Source organism: Paraburkholderia sp. RAU2J, assembly GCF_003634845.1.
Lineage (GTDB): Bacteria > Pseudomonadota > Gammaproteobacteria > Burkholderiales > Burkholderiaceae > Paraburkholderia > Paraburkholderia fynbosensis.
The window spans coordinates 3,037,249-3,053,233 of the sequence record NZ_RBXG01000001.1; the positions used below are offsets into that span (position 1 = coordinate 3,037,249).

Consider the following 15,985-nt stretch of genomic DNA (forward strand, 5'->3'; position numbering starts at 1 on the left):
GCATGCGGTGCCGGACTGCGCGCGTGGTCGTCGCCAACCGGGACGCGCCGCAATGAGCGGCGCGAGTCCGCACCGACGGACCTGCCGCGCGAGGCCACATGAATATTCAGGAGAACAAGGATGCAAGGTTTGATGATGCAGCAACCGCTACTGGTGGCTTCGCTGCTCGTACACGCCGATCGCCATCATGGCGATCAGGAAATCGTCTCACGGCGTGTCGAAGGAGACATTCACCGTTACCGCTATCGGGATCTTGCGCAACGCGCCCGCCGCATGGCCAATGCCCTCGCGGCGCTCGGCATCGAGCCCGGCCAGCGCGTCGGGACGCTGGCGTGGAATGGCTATCGGCACATGGAACTGTACTTCGCGGTGTCGGGGTCCGGCGCGGTGCTGCATACGCTCAATCCCCGGCTGCACGTCGACCAGCTGGCCTACATCATCGAGCACGCGGAAGACCGCGTGGTGTTCTTCGATCTGACTTTTCTGCCCTTGATCGAGAGCATCGCATCTCGCGTCAAAAGCCCGAAGGTCTTCGTGGCGATGACCGATCGTGAGCACATGGAGCCGACGTGTATCGGGTCCGGCATGCTGATGTGCTACGAAGACCTGATCGATCTTCAGAGCGACGAGTTCGACTGGCCGCTGCTGGACGAAAACAGTGCGTCTTCGCTCTGCTACACCTCCGGCACCACCGGCAACCCGAAGGGCGTGCTCTACAGCCATCGCTCGACATTGCTGCACACGTATGCCGCGGCGCTGCCCGACTCGCTGAACTGTTCCGCGCGCGACGTGATCCTGCCCGTGGTCCCCATGTTCCATGTCAATGCGTGGGGGCTGCCTTACATCGCCTGCATGGTCGGCGCGAAGCTGGTGTTTCCGGGGCCGGCGCTCGACGGCCAGTCGCTCTACGAACTGATCGAGACGGAGCAGGTCACGCTGTCGGCCGGCGTGCCGACGGTCTGGCAGGGACTGCTCTCCCATGTCGCCGAACGGGACGGCGCTTTCTCGTCGATGCGCCGTACGATCATCGGCGGCGCGCCGTGTCCGACGGCTATGACGGTGCAGTTCCAGGAGCGCTACCACGTCGACGTGCTGCACGCCTGGGGCATGACGGAATTGAGCCCGGTCGGCACGGTATGCAGCTTCAAGGCGCATCAGTGCGCGCTGTCCGTCAACGACAGCTACGCGGTTCAGGCTAAGCAGGGCCGCTCCGTGTTCGGCATCGACATGAAGATCGTCGACCCGCAGGGCGACGAACTGCCGTGGGACGGCAAGGCAGCCGGCGACCTGCTGGTGCGTGGTCAGTGGGTGATGCGGCAGTACTTTCGCGGTGACGACGTGTCGCCGCTGCGTGACGGCTGGTTTCCGACCGGCGACGTGGCGAAGATCGATGCCGACGGCTTCATGCAGATCACGGATCGCAGCAAGGACGTGATCAAGTCCGGCGGCGAATGGATCAGCTCGGCCGACATCGAAAACGTCGCGTGCCTGCATCCGCAAGTGACGATGGCGGTCTGCATCGCCGCGCGTCATGCGAAGTGGGACGAACGGCCGTTGCTGCTGGTCGTGAGACAGCCTGGAAGCATGCTCACCGGAGGCGAATTGCTTGCCTTCCTCGACGGCAAGATTGCGAAGTGGTGGAAGCCCGACGCCGTGATTTTCGTCGAATCGGTTCCGCTCGGCGCGACCGGCAAGGTGCTCAAGCACCAGTTGCGCGAGCAGTACGGAAACTACTACCTGTAGGACGCACGCTGACCTGAATGCATCGCGGATGAATTCAAACCATAAACCCAAAAACCAAAGGAGACAGAATGAAATCGAAGTTGAAGTTGAGCAGCGCCGCGGCGCTGCTGATGTTCGTCAGCGCCGCCCAGGCCCAGTCGACGGTTACGCTCTATGGCGTGCTTGATACCGGATTTCTGTATCAGAGCACCTCGGCGGCGACGTTCCAGCCCACCGCCCGCAACCTGGGGCACGTCTATCAGCTCAAGGACGGCGGCATCTATTCCAGCTTCTGGGGCATGAAGGGAAGCGAGGATATCGGCGGCGGCTACAAAATCAATTTCAAATTGCAGAGCTCGTTCAATACGACGACCGGCAAGTCCGGTCTGTCCGACACCCCGGGTGCGGTCGCGATCTTCAACCAGTTTGCAACTGTCGGCGCATCGGGTCCGTTCGGCACATTCGACGCCGGCCGGCAGATCATCCCGATGATCTACGCGATGTCGGAAACCGATGTCCGTGGCGCGCAGTACTTCGGCAGTATTCTGACTGCATGGCTCGGCGTCAATCAGGCGGCCGGTTGGCCCGGCACCAGCACGAATGCCCCGATCGGCGCGCTGTACGACAGCAATGCGCTGGTGTACAACTCGCCGAAATTCTATGGCGCGTCGCTCGCGCTCGAATACGCGCCGGGTGGTGTGGCCGGCCACTTTCAGGGCGGCACACGCGAGTCGGCGGTGCTCAAGTACTCGAACTATGGTTTGAATCTCGCGGCCGTGTATTACAACGGACACGACACCAATCCTTATCCGCTGAATTACCCGGCAGCGCCTGCCGTGCCCGCGACGGGCCAGGCCAATAACCGCTTCTACTATGTCGGCGCGATGTACACGATCGCCGGATTCTCGCTATCCGGCTCGTACGGCGTGGGGAAGAACCCGGCGCACACCGATACTGCGGACTTCGAAATGATTTCGGCCGGTCTCGGCTATCAGTTCACTACGCGTTTCAAGATCACTTCCGGCTTCTACTACCTGAAGGACCGCAACCATTCGGACAATCATTCGAGCGAAATCGCGGTGGGTGCGGAATACAACCTGTCCCAGCGGACCCGGGCGTACGCACAGGTCGGCTACGTCGACAACAAGGGAACCATGAACCAGACGATCATCTATGGGGTTCCGGTTGCGCCAGGCGTCTCGACCACGGCGGCCATGATCGGCATCCGCCATACCTTCTGATTCCGCTATCCACAACCGGAGTATTCAATGAAGAGCATTCAGACTTTCAGGCTGGCTGTTGGACTCGTCGTCGTCGCGACGTGCATGAGCGCATGGGCCCAGACCAGCGCACCGGTCAGCGCGTCTGTGACGGCGGCATCGGGTTCGGCGAACGCGCCCGTGGGACGGAAGGCGAATCGCGCGCTGCGTCGGCAGGTTTATAACGCGATCGCGAAGCAGAAGGACATCAGCGCCGGCAACATCAGCGTGGTCGCCAAAGACGGCGCAGTGACGCTGAGTGGCACGGTCGAGAACGCGTCCCAGGTGGGCAGGGTCGCGGAGATCGCGAGAGGTGTTCCCGGGGTCACTTCGGTCACCAACAAGTTGACCGTGGAGAAGCCGTTTGGCGGTATGTAAGCTGCTGTAGTCGACGCGAGCGCACCGGGCGGCCGCGTCGAGCTCAGGCCTTTGCTGGAGCGAAAGGCCGGCGTCGAATCAGAAGACCTTCGAGTCCGGCTACCCTAGGTGGTTCACGGTTCGTGTCGGCGCCGCTTCGGAGACACCGCCATACATGGCGGCTACATGTGCCGTGCACATGTGTTGAGGTTCAGTGGCAATACTATCGCCGAAGACCACATGGCTTGTTTGATGTCCGGCTACCTTGGCCTGTTCGTGTAGCTCTCGCGCCACGAACACCGCAAGCTCAAGAGGCTGTCCATCTTTTCGGGTTCCTACCGAACTTCCCAAATGAAAGTGCCGTGTGTCACGAGAAGTCGTTCTCGTGACACACGGCACTTTTTCATTTCGATTGCGTACGCGGGCATCGTTTTCGATGCCCGCCTGGTCACTCACATATTCGGATAATTCGGCCCGCCACCACCTTCCGGCGTGACCCACACGATATTCTGCGTCGGGTCCTTGATGTCGCAGGTTTTGCAATGCACGCAGTTCTGCGCATTGATCACGAGCCGCTCGCTGCCGTCGTCGTTCTTGACGAACTCATACACCGCCGCCGGGCAATAGCGCGCCTCCGGCCCGGCATAGGTCTGCCAGTTCACGTTCACCGGCACCGACGGATCTTTCAGCGTCAGATGCGCCGGCTGGTTCTCCTCGTGATTCGTGTTCGAGATGAACACCGAAGACAAACGGTCGAACGTCAGCTTGCCGTCCGGCTTCGGATACGTGATCGGCGTGCACTGCGAAGCCGGCTTGAGCATCTCGTGATCCGAATGCTGGTGATGCAGCGTCCACGGCACGTTGCCACCCAGCAGCTTCTGCTCGATGCCGACCATCAGCGTGCCGAGGTACAGGCCCTTGCTCATCCACTGCTTGAAGTTGCGCGCGCGGTACAGCTCGGTATGCAGCCACGACGTCTTGAAGCTCTCCGGATAGGCCGTGAGTTCGTCGCTGGTGCGCCCAGCCTGCACGGCATCGAACGCGGCTTCGGCGGCCAGCATGCCGGTCTTGATCGCCGCATGCGAGCCCTTGATCCGCGATGCGTTCAGGAAGCCCGCGTCGTCACCGACCAGCGCGCCACCGGGGAACACCAGCTTCGGCAGCGACATCAGGCCACCGGCGGTAATCGCCCGCGCGCCGTACGACACGCGCTTGCCGCCTTCGAGCACCGCGCGGATCGCCGGATGCGTCTTGTAGCGCTGGAATTCCTCGAACGGCGACAGATACGGATTCGAATAGCCGAGGCCGACCACGAAGCCGACCACCACCTGGTTGTTATCCATGTGATAGAGGAACGAGCCGCCGTACGTATCGTTCTGCAGCGGCCAGCCGGCCGTGTGCATGACCAGACCGGGTTTGTGCTTCGCGGGATCGATTTCCCACAGTTCCTTGATGCCGATGCCGTAGACCTGCGGATCGACGCCGTCGCGCAGCTTGAACTTCTCGTTCAGCTGGCGGCCGAGGTGGCCGCGCGCGCCTTCGCAGAACAGCGTGTACTTCGCGTGCAGTTCCATGCCGAGCTGGAAGTTTTCGGTCGGCTCGCCGTCCTTGCCGATGCCGAGGTTGCCGGTGGCCACGCCCTTCACCGAGCCATCGTCGTTGTACAGCACTTCGGCCGCCGGAAAGCCCGGAAAAATCTCGACGCCGAGCGCCTCGGCCTGCTGACCCAGCCAGCGCGTCACGTTCGCGAGGCTGATCACGTAGTTGCCGTGATTCTTGAAGTTGTCCGGCAACGCCCAGGTCGGCACGCTTTTCGAGCCGGTTTCCGTCAGGAACAGGAAGCGGTCTTCGGTCACGTCGACCGTCAGCGGCGCGCCTTTTTCCTTCCAGTCCGGCATCAGTTCGGTGATCGCGCGCGGGTCCATCACCGCGCCCGACAGGATATGCGCCCCGATCTCCGAGCCCTTTTCCAGTACGCACACGCCCAGCTCGACGCCTTTCTCAGCCGCCAGCTGTTTCAGGCGGATCGCCGCGGACAGGCCAGCCGGGCCGCCGCCGACGATCACCACGTCGTATTCCATCGACTCGCGGGGGCCGTACTGCTCAATGAGACTTGTGTCTGTCACGATGTGATGCCTTTTCTTTAGAACTGGTCTTCACTCAGCGCCAGCATGCCTTCGTTGTTCTTCGCGCTGACAATGGATGCCTCGAGCGCGACGGCCTGAGTCAGGATGTGATCGGCAAAGAAGTGAGCGGTGGCGATCTTCGAGTCGTAGAACGACTGATCCTCACCGTGCTTCCCGGCAGCCACCAGCAGGGCACGGGCGAATTGCCAGCCCGCGAGGACGATGCCGGCCAGCTTCAGGTAGGCCACGCCGCCGGCAAATACCGCATTCGGATCGTTTTTGGCATTGGCGAGCACGAATTCCACCACGTTCGCGAGAGCCTCGCGGCCTGTCGTGAGCCGCTTGTGCAGTGACCGGAATGCGGGGTGGGAGGAGAACGACGCGCACTCCCGCAATTCTCCCAGCGTTCGATCGATCTGGGCGAGGATGGCCTTCGCCACCGCTGCGCCGTCGCGCAAGGTTTTGCGCCCGATCAGATCGTTCGCCTGAATCGCCGTGGTGCCTTCGTAGATCGTCAGGATGCGGGCGTCGCGGTAGTACTGTGCTGCGCCCGTCTCTTCGATGAAGCCCATGCCGCCGTGAACCTGCACGCCCATGCAGGCCACTTCGATGGAGATTTCCGTGCTCCAGCCTTTCACTATCGGCACGAGATATTCGTAGATGGCCTGGTGTTCCGCCTGCACGGCAGGGTCCGCGTGGCGGTGCGCGATATCGCTGTGCGCGGCGGCGACGTAGGCGAGGGCGCGCGAGCCCTCGGTCAGCGCGCGCATGGTCGTCAACGTGCGCCGAACATCCGGGTGCTGGATGATCGCGACGGACTGCTTCGCGGAGCCATCCACCGGCCGGCTTTGCACGCGGTCCTTCGCATATGCAACGGCCTTCTGATACGCGCGCTCAGCTACGGCGATACCCTGCACGCCCACACCGAAGCGGGCCGAATTCATCATGATGAACATGTATTCGAGGCCGCGATTTTCCTCGCCGATCAGTTGACCGATTGCGCCACCGTGATCGCCGAACTGCAGCACCGCGGTCGGGCTCGCCTTGATGCCGAGCTTGTGTTCGATCGACACGCAATGCACGTCGTTGCGCTCGCCCAACGAGCCGTCTTCGTTGACGAGAAACTTCGGTACGGCAAAAAGCGAGATGCCCTTGACGCCATCGGGCGCGCCCGGTGTGCGAGCCAGCACGAGATGGACGATGTTTTTCGCCATGTCGTGTTCGCCCCACGTGATAAAGATCTTGGTGCCGAACACGCGATAGGTGCCGTCGCCCTGCGGCTCGGCGCGCGTGCGGACCAAGGCCAGGTCCGAGCCGGCCTGGGGTTCGGTCAGATTCATCGTGCCGGTCCATTCGCCGGAGATCAGCTTCGGCAAAAAGGCTTCCTTTTGTGCGTCGGTGCCGGCTGTCAGGAGCGCCTCGATCGCGCCGTCGGTCAACAGCGGACACAGGGCGAGCGACAGGTTGGCGGCGTTGAGCATCTCGATGCAAGGCGTCGCCAGCAATTTGGGCAAGCCCTGGCCGCCGTACTCGACGGGATGCATGACACCTTGCCAGCCGCCTTCGGCAAACTGGCGGAAGGCTTCCTTGAAGCCCGGCGTGGCGAACACTTCGCCGTCGCGCAAGCTACTTGGATTTCTGTCGCCTTCGACATTCAACGGCGCAATCACGTCTGCGGTGAACTTCGCCGCTTCGTCGAGCACCGCTTGCGCGGTGTCGGCGGTAGCGTCCTCGAAGCCTGCAAGCGTCGATACGCGATCGAGATGGGCGAGTTCATTGATGACAAACAGCATGTCTTTGACGGGTGCCGTGTAGCTCATGATGGATTTCCAGAAGTGCAATCGAAGAGGGAGCGCGGGCAGAGGCAGACTCGATCGGCCGGCGCGGTAACAGTGAGCCGATCGTAGTCCCGTTTGCACGTAAATCGATTACCTAAATCGGCCCATCTATTGACAAAGTCGGCCACGACCCGCGAAGCGGGCGGCTCGCTATGCGCTCACTTCGTAGCGCGGGGCAACGTGTCGGCGCTGCCGTGCGATGGCGCCAGCAGGCGCCCAGGGATGGGGCGGCGGTATTCGCCCGGCGTGCTGCCGGTCCAGTGCCGGAAAGCCCGATGAAACGCAGTAGGGTCGTCAAAGCCGACATCGCCCGCAATCGCGGCGATGGCGTCATGCGTACCCGTGAGTCGCTGGATCGCGATATCGCGCCGCAGTTCGTCCTTCAGCGTCTGGAATGCAGTGTCCTCCGCGGCGAGGCGCCGGCACAGCGTGCGCACCGAGCAGTGCAGACTGCGCGCGGCCTCTTCAATGGTCGGCACATCGGGCAAACAGGCGGCGAGGTACTGTCTGACGCGGTGGCTCGTGAGCTGCTCGCTAAAGGAAACAAAAATCCAGTCCTCCGGCGCGCGCGCGAGAAAGTTGCGCAGATTCGTTTTGCGCTGGCGGATGGGCATGTCGAAATACCCGACGCTAAAGCGCATCAGCGTTTGCTCGCGATCGAAATGGACCGGGCCGGGGAACAGATACAGATGATCCACCGTGTGCGGCGGGCAGGAAAACGCAAACTCGACTTGCAGCAGGGGAATCTTCTGACCGATCAGCCAGGATGCTACGCCGTGCGCGAGCTTTAGCATGAGCTGCTGCCCGAGCATGCTGACCTTCGATGACGGATCGGGATGAAGGGCGACGCACGCGATCAGGCCGTCCCTGCGCGATTCGAACCTGAAGTCGTCGAGGACGATGTGAAAGAACTGCCCGAACCGATGCATGGCAGTTTCCAGATTGGGTGCGTCGAGCAGGCTCAGACAGAGAAACTTCAGCGTGCCGCTGCGCATCGGACGCGCGAAGATGCCAGGCATTTCATCGTCGAATTCGATGGCGAGCGCACGGTATAGCGTTGAAAACTGTTCCTCCGTGACGCGCGCGCCCGGCTCGCTCAGAAGCGCGGGGGAGATGCCCGCCTCGTCCAGATACTTGCCGACCAGGCCTGGCCGTGCCCCCGCCGCGGCAAGGAAGCCGTTGACGAGTGAGATCGGGACGGTGGCGCTGGGTGAATGCATGGCGTTGACGAGGTTCGTTGATGTCGGTGCACCACGTTCGTCATTGTACGGCAGCGTCCGGCGCCGTTTGGCGCTATCCGCAAGCTCACCGACATCGGGGCGGGCGCGACCGCGCGCCCGCCCCGATGCAGCGCTATGCCGTGCGAACCTTCGCATAGCGTCCCGGCGCCGCTTCGAGCGGCTTATGAAGGGCGCTTCCCAGTTTCGTGCGCGCCTTCACCGATTCTCCAGCGTGCGGCTTGAGCCACTCGATCCAGTGCGTCCACCAACTGCCCGGCTGTGTTTCGGCTGACGTGAGCCACGCCTGCGGATCGCCGCTCGAATCGCCACCGGCCTTGAAGCTTCGCTTGTTCTTCGATGCAGGATTGACGACCCCGGCTATGTGGCCGCTCGCGCCGAGAACGAACTGGGTCGGGCCGCCGACGAGTCGCGTGGATCGATAGGCCGATCGCCATGGCACGATGTGGTCTTCCTCCGTGGCCAGCACGTAGGTTGGGGCATCGATGTGTCCGAGATCGACTGGCGTGCCGCACACCGTCAAGCGTCCCGGCTTGCACAGGTTGTTCTCCAGATACATGTTGCGCAAATACCAGGTGTACATGGGGCCGGGCAGATTCGTACTGTCGGCGTTCCAGTACAGCAGGTCGAATGCCATCGGCGACTTGCCCTTCAGATAGTTGTCGATCACGTAAGGCCAGATCAGATCGTTTGCCCGCAAGGTCTGGAACGTGAATCCGAGTTCCTTGCCCGAGTAGATGCCTCCCCGGCCGATTGCGCCTTCACGCTGAGTGACGCCGGCTTCGTCGATGAATACGCCCAGCTCGCCAGGCTCTTCGAAATCCAGCATCGTGGTGAGCAAGGTGAGGCTGGCCAGCTTGTCCTCGCCGCGAGCGCGCGAGATCGCCGCTGCCGATGACAGAATGGTGCCGCCCACACACCAACCCACGGCGTTGACCTGATCGGCGCGGGTGATCGTGCGCGCCACATCGATGGCCGTCAACGCACCCTGTTCGACGTAGTCGTCCCATGTCGTCTGCGCCATGGTGGCATCGGGGTTGCGCCACGACACCATGAACACCGTCATCCCCTGTTCGCAGGCAAAGCGCACGAAGGAATTCTCAGGCTGCAGGTCGAGAATGTAGTACTTGTTGATACAGGGCGGAACGATCACCACGGGACGTTTGGCGACCCGGTCCGTGAGCGGCGCGTACTGAATCAGCTGGAACAGATCGTTCTCGAACACGACTGCGCCTTGCGACACCGCCACATTGTGCCCGACCTCGTAAGCGGTCTCGTCTGTGATCGAGATGTTGCCGCGCTGCATATCGTCGAGCAGTTGGGTGAAGCCGTGGCGCAAGCTGTCGCCGTTGGATTCGAACGCGAGCTTGAGCGCCTCGGGATTGGTCGCGACGAAATTGGCCGGGCTGAGCGAGTCGATCAACTGCCGCGAGAAGAACACGAGCTTCTGTTTGTCCTTTTCGCTTAGTACAGCCGCGTCGACCACTTCCTCAAGAAGCCGCGCGTTGAGCAGGTAGGCCTGCTTGAGCAGGCTGTACCACGCATTGTTGCGCCAGTCTTCGGCGAGAAAGCGGCGGTCGCTGCGCTTGGGGGCGATCACGGGCTCGGTTTGCGCGCCCAGTGTGCTGGCCAGTGAGCGGGTCCAGACCGATGTCATCCGTGGCCAGTACGACGAGACCGCATCAAGGAGGGCTGTGGGAGCGAGCCGTGTTGCGGGTGGCGCCGGTTCGACGTGCGTGGCGTTCTGATCGTGATGGTCACCATCCGTTTTCATGCTCGACATCGCGCGCCAGAACAGCGGCCCGGAATCGAGTAATCCCTGTAGATATTCAGTAGGTGCGTTTAACGACATGATTACACCGCCTCGTCTGATTGAACGACACTGGCAGACGGTGCAGCGTGGGTCGCGCATTCGGCAAGGCGCCGCGAGCGAGAGGTGGCCATGACGACCGCTTCGCCGTCGATCACCACTTTTCCTCCGACAGTGCATACGGTCGACATCACGACCCGGCGCTGCTCCAACTGCAGTTCTTTCACCGACACCGTTGCATGCACCGTGTCACCAGGCCGAACCGGTGCCTTGAAACGCAGATTCTGGCCGAGGTACAAGGTGCCGGGCCCCGGCAGGTGCCCGGCGAGAGCCGCGGAAATCACACCTGCGCTCAGCATCCCATGCGCGATGCACCCTTTGAACGGGGTGGTCCGCGCGAATGCCTCGTCGATGTGAACGGCGTTGTTGTCGCCCGATGCGGCCGCGAAGGACTGGATGTCCGCCTCTGTGATGGTTTTCGCATAGGTCGCGCTCATGCCGGCTTCCAGGTCTTCAATGTCGTAACCACCGATTTCGTTCATCTCTTTCTCTACTAGTCGTTAATGAATGCACTTGCCCTGTCTGTTTCCGAAACGCTGTCGCCGTGTCGCATCTGGCGTGGCCAACGGATCGCAATCGTGTCGTCTCACGGATGCGAGGCGCTGGCGACAGCGTTCGCGTCGATGCCCTCCCAGGGCGAGAGGGGCGAGTGCCAATCCGGAAAGCTGCTTACGGCGACGCAGGTACGGGCGGGGAGTACTAAAGACTCCGGCAGGGGGAAACTGTTGAACCGATCGTAGTCCAGACTCAACGCAAATCGACTACCTAAATCAGCCCATCTATTGACAAAGTCGGCCACGATCGTCGAGGCAAAGGGGATAAACCCTTGTATGGAGCAGCCAGTCGCGTCTGGGATGCGTGAAGGGGTCACCGACGACAGTTGCGATGCGGCTTTGTCGAGAAAGGTAGGAATCCGATGGATATCGGCGCATCACTCTGGCGAGCCAAAAGTGAAATTCAAATTTCACTTTTGCAGCTAGCGTCGCAGCGCGCAAAGAGCATTGTTTCGTTAAATCAATGGTCTGGATCTCTCGCGTCGGGTTGGCCCACTCCTTGCAAGGTAGCTGGCCGGGTTGGCAGCGCGGTGCTGCAGCCAGTTCTTTTAAGAGGAAATTCAGCAATGACTAACGATGGACAAAACGGAACGCAGACGCAATACCTCGCACCTCAGGCAAAGGACGGCAGGACGGAAGCGAACCTGGCGACAGTCGATCGGCCAGCAAGCAGGGCAAACGATGGTCGAACCAACTGGGCCTGGGCAAGCGGCAGTTCGAGCTACGACTGGATGGATTCGCATCCCCTCGTCACTGATCTTGCCTAGCGTTGCGGATGACGGGGCTGCCCGATGTTGATATGTCACGGCGACGGTCCACGGCCCATTGGCGAGGGATTGGTGTTAACGCGCAGTGTCGTCAAATCACAAAAGAATGTCATCAAAAACGAAATCCGTAGCGGCGGATTGCCGTATCTTCGTTTAACTGATCCCTCTGCCGTTGCGTCGACATGTGCCCGATGCGCTGGCAAAACTCGACCAGCGTGGCAATGCAGATTTTCTGCCGAAGGCGGTTGAAGATGGAGGCTAGCCAAACTGCTTTGCGAGCGGCGCGGCGTAGCGTAGTCATAGCAACACCGGGAGACCGTGCGGTAATCGACCTCTGCGCCATGGGCGCCATGGTCCTTCAGCAGCCGCATTCCCTTAATTCAATCGAGAAACAAACTGGAGAACGAATCATGGCGAAAGCAGTCCGCTTTCATGAGACCGGTGGCCCTGAAGTCTTGCGTTACGAAGACGTTGAAGTCGGTGAACCGGGCCCGGGTGAGGTTCGCCTGCGCCATGAGGCGGTTGGCCTGAATTTCGCGGACACCTATTTTCGCTCCGGACTCTATCCGGTTCCGTTGCCTGCCGGCATGGGTGTGGAAGCAGCAGGCGTAGTCGAAGCGGTGGGCAAGGGCGTGACGAACGTCGCGGCCGGTGATCGTGTCACCTACACGGGTTTTATCAACACGCTGGGCGCCTACAGCACGGAGCGCCTTTGTCCGGCCGCGCCGCTGATCAAGCTCCCCGAAGGCATCAGCTGCGCGACCGCGGCAGCCATGACCATGCGCGGCTTGACCTCGGCGTATCTGATGCGGCGCATCTATGACTTCAAACCCGGCGACACCATTCTGCTTCACGCTGCCGCGGGCGGCGTCGGGCTGATCGTCTCGCAATGGGCGAAGCTGTTGGGGCTCACGGTGATCGGCACTGTGTCGAGCGAAGCGAAGGCGGAAGTCGCCCGCGCGCACGGCTGCGCGCACACCATCAACTACAGCCACGAAGACGTCGCCGCGCGCGTGCGCGAGTTGACCGACGGCGTCGGCGTCAATGTGGTTTTCGACAGCGTCGGCAAGGATACATTCGATGCCACGCTGAATTCGGTCAAACGCCGCGGCCTGATCGTTTGCGTCGGCACGGCATCGGGACCGATTGCGGCATTCAATCCGCAGATCCTGGCCATGAAAGGATCGCCGTATCTGACCCGTCCCGCGCTTGCCGACTATATCGCCGACCCGGCTGAAAAAGCGGACCTGGCCGCGGAAATCTTCGGCCACGTCGCGGCTGGCCGCATCAGCATCGAGATCAATCAGCGCTATGCGCTCGAGGATGCTGCGCAGGCGCACCGCGATGTCGAATCGCGCAAGACAACGGGCTCATCCGTGTTCGTGATTTAAGGAGAGCGACATGATTGTCGAACAACTCAACAATGCCATTGGCGCCGAACTGGTGGGCGTCAGGCTTGCCGACGCGATCCGCGACGATGGCCTCTTCGCCGAGATTCGCGCGAACCTGCTCAAGCATCGCGTCCTGTTCCTCCGCGATCAGGATATCAGCCGTGCTGAGCATGTCGCGTTCGCGCGCCGCTTCGGCGAGCTGGAAGATCACCCGGTGGCGGGCAGTGATCCCGAGCATCCGGGCCTCGTGCGAATTTACAAGTCGCCCGACCAGCCTAACGACCGCTACGAAAACGCCTGGCATTCCGACGCCACCTGGCGCGAGGCTCCTCAGTTCGGTGCCGTGCTGCGATGCGTGGAATGTCCGCCCGTTGGTGGCGATACGATGTGGGCGAACATGGTGCTCGCCTATGAGAACCTCCCCACGCACGTCAAGGAACAGATCGCCGATCTGCGCGCACGCCACAGCATCGAGGCGAGCTTTGGTGCTGTGATGCCGATCGACAAGCGGCACGCCTTGAAGGCGCAATTCCCCGATGCGGAACATCCGGTTGTACGCACGCACCCTGAGACGCGTGAGAAAGTGCTGTTCGTCAATGCGTTCACGACGCACATCACGAACTACCACACGCCGGCACGCGTGCGCTTCGGGCAGGACGCCAATCCGGGGGCGGGCGATCTGCTGCGCTATCTCATCAGCCAGGCCTACATCCCCGAGTACCAGGTGCGCTGGCGCTGGAAGCCGAACAGCATTGCGATCTGGGACAACCGCAGCACGCAGCACTATGCGGTGATGGACTATGCGCCGTGCCATCGCAAGATGGAGCGAGCCGGGATTGCTGGCGACCGGCCGTATTAACCCGAAGGAATCGACGTCGTGACTCCCGATACGGCACCTACGATACTGATCGTGCCCGGCCTGCGTGACCATGTGGCCGAACACTGGCAAACACTGCTGCAGACCCGCCTTCCCAAAGCGGCTTCAGTGCCGCCGCTCGAATACGACAAGCTCAGTTGCGCGGCGCGCGTCGCGGCACTGGACGAGGCCATCGCGAAGATCGATGGTCCGATCGTACTGGTCGCTCACAGCGCCGGCGTGATGATTGCGGTGCACTGGGCGCAGATCCACAGCCGCCCGATCCAGGGCGCGCTGCTGGCTACGCCGGCGGACCTGGAAGCGCCGATGCCCGCAGGCTATCCGACGCTGGACGTGCTCGAAGATCACGGGTGGTTGCCGATTCCGCGCAAACCGCTGCCGTTCCCGAGCATTGTTGGAGCCAGCCGCGACGATCCGCTTGCGGCGTTCGATCGCGTCGCCGCTATGGCCGTGGATTGGGGCAGCCGCTTCGTCGACCTTGGCAAAGTGGGACATCTGAACCCCGCGGCCGGTTATGGCGAGTGGCCGCAGGCGGATAGCCTCATCCGCGAGCTTCTCTGATCTCGATGGGACGGGGGAGCAGGGCGAGGCACCTGACGTCGATACGTTGGTCTCGGTCGGTGTCCGCTTTGATCTTCTCTGCCCAGTGTGTCTGAATGGCTGGCGCAATCTCGACGCGGCCTTCCGTTCGCAGCAGTCCAGTGCAAAGCTGACTCGCAGCGAGGCGGCATCGTCGCGGCGGAATTCGAATTCATTGCTCGATAGTTTTTTGGAGTGGGACTTCCTGAGCGTCGGATTGGTGCGCTAGTCGCGGTGAGGCTATTTTTTTGGGGGTGCGCGTCCTGCTCGACTATGGCGAAACTGGCGGCTGATAGTCCTTTGACCTCAACACCTGAAGCGTTGCGATTTCTTGTGGCGAATAGTGATTCTGCCGTCGCACGACCAACGATATTCGAGGTAATCCTATCCTTGGTCTTTTAAGCCGGCTTTCCCTCTTCGGGCAATCCTGTCGCGCGGATTTTCGCGTGGTGGACTTGCCCCTGCATGACCGGACATGCGGTCACGCTTAGGTTGGTGAATTTGCTCGCTGGCGAAACTCGCGTGGTGAGCAGTATTTCAGGGCGCTGTGCGGATGGGATTCGTTGTAGTGGTCAAACGCGATGGCCAGGTTGTGCAACGCCGTTCTCGCGTCCGGCTTGGGCATCCACGAGACGTAGTCTCTCTTCATCGTTTTGACGAAGCTCTCGGCCATCCCGTTGCTCTGCGGACTTCTGACCGGCGTCGTGATGGGTTTCAGGCCCACCTTTTTCGAGAACGTCAGCGTCTCCTCGGCAATGTAGCAGGAACCGTTGTCGCTGAGCCATTCGATTTCGTTGTCGGCCTTCAACGCACCATCGAAACGGTTTTCTACAGCCTGAAGCATGACATCACGCACCATGTCTCCGGTATAGCCTCCAGTGGTCGCAGCCCAGCTCATGGCCTCACGGTCGCAGCAGTCCAGTGCAAAGATGACGCGCAGCGGCGAGCCGTCATCACAACGGAATTCGAAGCCGTCCGAGCACCAGCGCGCATTGCTCCGGTCCACCGCGACCCTGCCATCGTGCCGGCGCCTGGATTCGGGATGTCGAGGGCGGCGCTCGAGCAGCAGGCCGTGAGTATGCATGACCCGATAAACCCGTTTTGCATTAACCCGGGGCTGCCCCTGTGCGTCCCGGTTTCGGCATAGGAGGGCCCAGGCGCGTCGGTAGCCGTAAGTAGGCAAATCAGCAACCAGCCCCTGGAGCTCCGCAACGAGCGGTATGTCGTCACGGGCGGGCGTCTTGCGCTTGTCGACCCATTCAGCGTCGCGCTTTGATTTCACCGCAAGATGAGAGCGCGACACACCCAGGACTTCACAGACCGTCTTCATCGGTCGTTATATGAACGTCTCCCGTTTGTGCAGGAATTCGTGCGCGTTGACTGACAGGATGGGTTGCACCTTTATAT

At 61.6% G+C, this 15,985-nt stretch carries 12 protein-coding genes and 1 pseudogene; 6 read left to right on the forward strand and 7 right to left on the reverse strand.

What is annotated here, in order from left to right:
• Positions 1 to 120: 120 nt before the first annotated feature.
• The 3 genes from B0G69_RS13925 to B0G69_RS13935 all read left to right on the forward strand — a co-directional run bounded on the left by B0G69_RS13925 (position 121) and on the right by B0G69_RS13935 (position 3,359).
• Entirely contained in the window at positions 121 to 1,743 is a 1,623-nt protein-coding gene (locus B0G69_RS13925; protein ID WP_121317760.1) for a 3-(methylthio)propionyl-CoA ligase, read from the forward strand.
• 68 nt (positions 1,744 to 1,811) lie between these two features.
• Positions 1,812 to 2,963: a porin gene (locus B0G69_RS13930; RefSeq protein ID WP_121317762.1), complete on the forward strand. Its 1,152-nt coding sequence runs from the start codon at positions 1,812 to 1,814 to the stop codon at positions 2,961 to 2,963.
• A 27-nt stretch (positions 2,964 to 2,990) separates the two neighbouring features.
• Positions 2,991 to 3,359, forward strand: coding sequence for a BON domain-containing protein (locus tag B0G69_RS13935; protein WP_121317764.1), 369 nt, complete (start codon positions 2,991 to 2,993; stop codon positions 3,357 to 3,359).
• Positions 3,360 to 3,790: 431 nt separating this feature from the next.
• Here B0G69_RS13935 and B0G69_RS13940 read toward each other — a convergent pair whose 3' ends face one another.
• From B0G69_RS13940 to B0G69_RS13965, 6 genes are all read right to left on the reverse strand, one after another.
• Entirely contained in the window at positions 3,791 to 5,464 is a 1,674-nt protein-coding gene (locus tag B0G69_RS13940) for an electron transfer flavoprotein-ubiquinone oxidoreductase (protein WP_121317766.1), read from the reverse strand.
• Between the two features lie 17 nt (positions 5,465 to 5,481).
• On the reverse strand, positions 5,482 to 7,284 hold the full coding sequence (locus B0G69_RS13945) for an acyl-CoA dehydrogenase (protein ID WP_121317768.1): 1,803 nt from the start codon (positions 7,282 to 7,284) through the stop codon (positions 5,482 to 5,484).
• 176 nt (positions 7,285 to 7,460) lie between these two features.
• Positions 7,461 to 8,522 carry an AraC family transcriptional regulator gene (locus B0G69_RS13950; RefSeq protein ID WP_121317770.1) on the reverse strand — a complete coding sequence of 354 codons (1,062 nt, stop codon included), beginning with the start codon at positions 8,520 to 8,522 and terminating at the stop codon, positions 7,461 to 7,463.
• A 133-nt stretch (positions 8,523 to 8,655) separates the two neighbouring features.
• Positions 8,656 to 10,392: a class I poly(R)-hydroxyalkanoic acid synthase gene (gene phaC / locus B0G69_RS13955; protein WP_241991327.1), complete on the reverse strand. Its 1,737-nt coding sequence runs from the start codon at positions 10,390 to 10,392 to the stop codon at positions 8,656 to 8,658.
• A 2-nt stretch (positions 10,393 to 10,394) separates the two neighbouring features.
• Positions 10,395 to 10,892: a MaoC family dehydratase gene (locus tag B0G69_RS13960; RefSeq protein WP_121317771.1), complete on the reverse strand. Its 498-nt coding sequence runs from the start codon at positions 10,890 to 10,892 to the stop codon at positions 10,395 to 10,397.
• A gap of 951 nt (positions 10,893 to 11,843) precedes the next feature.
• Entirely contained in the window at positions 11,844 to 12,032 is a 189-nt protein-coding gene (locus B0G69_RS13965) for a hypothetical protein (RefSeq protein ID WP_147440729.1), read from the reverse strand.
• Positions 12,033 to 12,141: 109 nt separating this feature from the next.
• Between B0G69_RS13965 and B0G69_RS13970 the strand changes: the two genes are divergently transcribed.
• Genes B0G69_RS13970 through B0G69_RS13980 form a run of 3 tightly spaced genes read left to right on the forward strand, consistent with a single transcriptional unit; the run spans position 12,142 to position 14,560 of the window.
• Positions 12,142 to 13,122, forward strand: a complete 981-nt coding sequence (locus tag B0G69_RS13970; RefSeq protein ID WP_121317775.1) for a quinone oxidoreductase — start codon at positions 12,142 to 12,144, stop codon at positions 13,120 to 13,122.
• A 10-nt stretch (positions 13,123 to 13,132) separates the two neighbouring features.
• The gene (locus tag B0G69_RS13975) at positions 13,133 to 13,981 is read left to right on the forward strand and encodes a TauD/TfdA family dioxygenase (protein ID WP_121317777.1); all 849 of its coding nucleotides are present in this window, start codon (positions 13,133 to 13,135) and stop codon (positions 13,979 to 13,981) included.
• A 9-nt stretch (positions 13,982 to 13,990) separates the two neighbouring features.
• On the forward strand, positions 13,991 to 14,560 hold the full coding sequence (locus B0G69_RS13980; RefSeq protein ID WP_121317779.1) for an alpha/beta hydrolase: 570 nt from the start codon (positions 13,991 to 13,993) through the stop codon (positions 14,558 to 14,560).
• Between the two features lie 505 nt (positions 14,561 to 15,065).
• Here B0G69_RS13980 and B0G69_RS13985 read toward each other — a convergent pair.
• Positions 15,066 to 15,914 (reverse strand): annotated as a pseudogene (locus B0G69_RS13985) (IS3 family transposase); the annotation flags it as partial.
• Between the last annotated feature and the right edge of the window lie 71 nt (positions 15,915 to 15,985).

What these genes read in the sequence shown, in the direction of transcription:
- B0G69_RS13925 (WP_121317760.1), top strand. Translation starts at nt 121, where the DNA reads ATGCAAGGTTTGATGATGCAGCAACCGCTACTGGTGGCTTCGCTGCTC.
- B0G69_RS13950 (WP_121317770.1), bottom strand. Translation starts at nt 8,522, where the DNA reads ATGCATTCACCCAGCGCCACCGTCCCGATCTCACTCGTCAACGGCTTC.
- B0G69_RS13960 (WP_121317771.1), bottom strand. Translation starts at nt 10,892, where the DNA reads ATGAACGAAATCGGTGGTTACGACATTGAAGACCTGGAAGCCGGCATG.
- phaC (WP_241991327.1), bottom strand. Translation starts at nt 10,392, where the DNA reads ATGTCGTTAAACGCACCTACTGAATATCTACAGGGATTACTCGATTCC.
- B0G69_RS13930 (WP_121317762.1), top strand. Translation starts at nt 1,812, where the DNA reads ATGAAATCGAAGTTGAAGTTGAGCAGCGCCGCGGCGCTGCTGATGTTC.
- B0G69_RS13935 (WP_121317764.1), top strand. Translation starts at nt 2,991, where the DNA reads ATGAAGAGCATTCAGACTTTCAGGCTGGCTGTTGGACTCGTCGTCGTC.
- B0G69_RS13975 (WP_121317777.1), top strand. Translation starts at nt 13,133, where the DNA reads ATGATTGTCGAACAACTCAACAATGCCATTGGCGCCGAACTGGTGGGC.
- B0G69_RS13965 (WP_147440729.1), bottom strand. Translation starts at nt 12,032, where the DNA reads ATGACTACGCTACGCCGCGCCGCTCGCAAAGCAGTTTGGCTAGCCTCC.
- B0G69_RS13945 (WP_121317768.1), bottom strand. Translation starts at nt 7,284, where the DNA reads ATGAGCTACACGGCACCCGTCAAAGACATGCTGTTTGTCATCAATGAA.
- B0G69_RS13970 (WP_121317775.1), top strand. Translation starts at nt 12,142, where the DNA reads ATGGCGAAAGCAGTCCGCTTTCATGAGACCGGTGGCCCTGAAGTCTTG.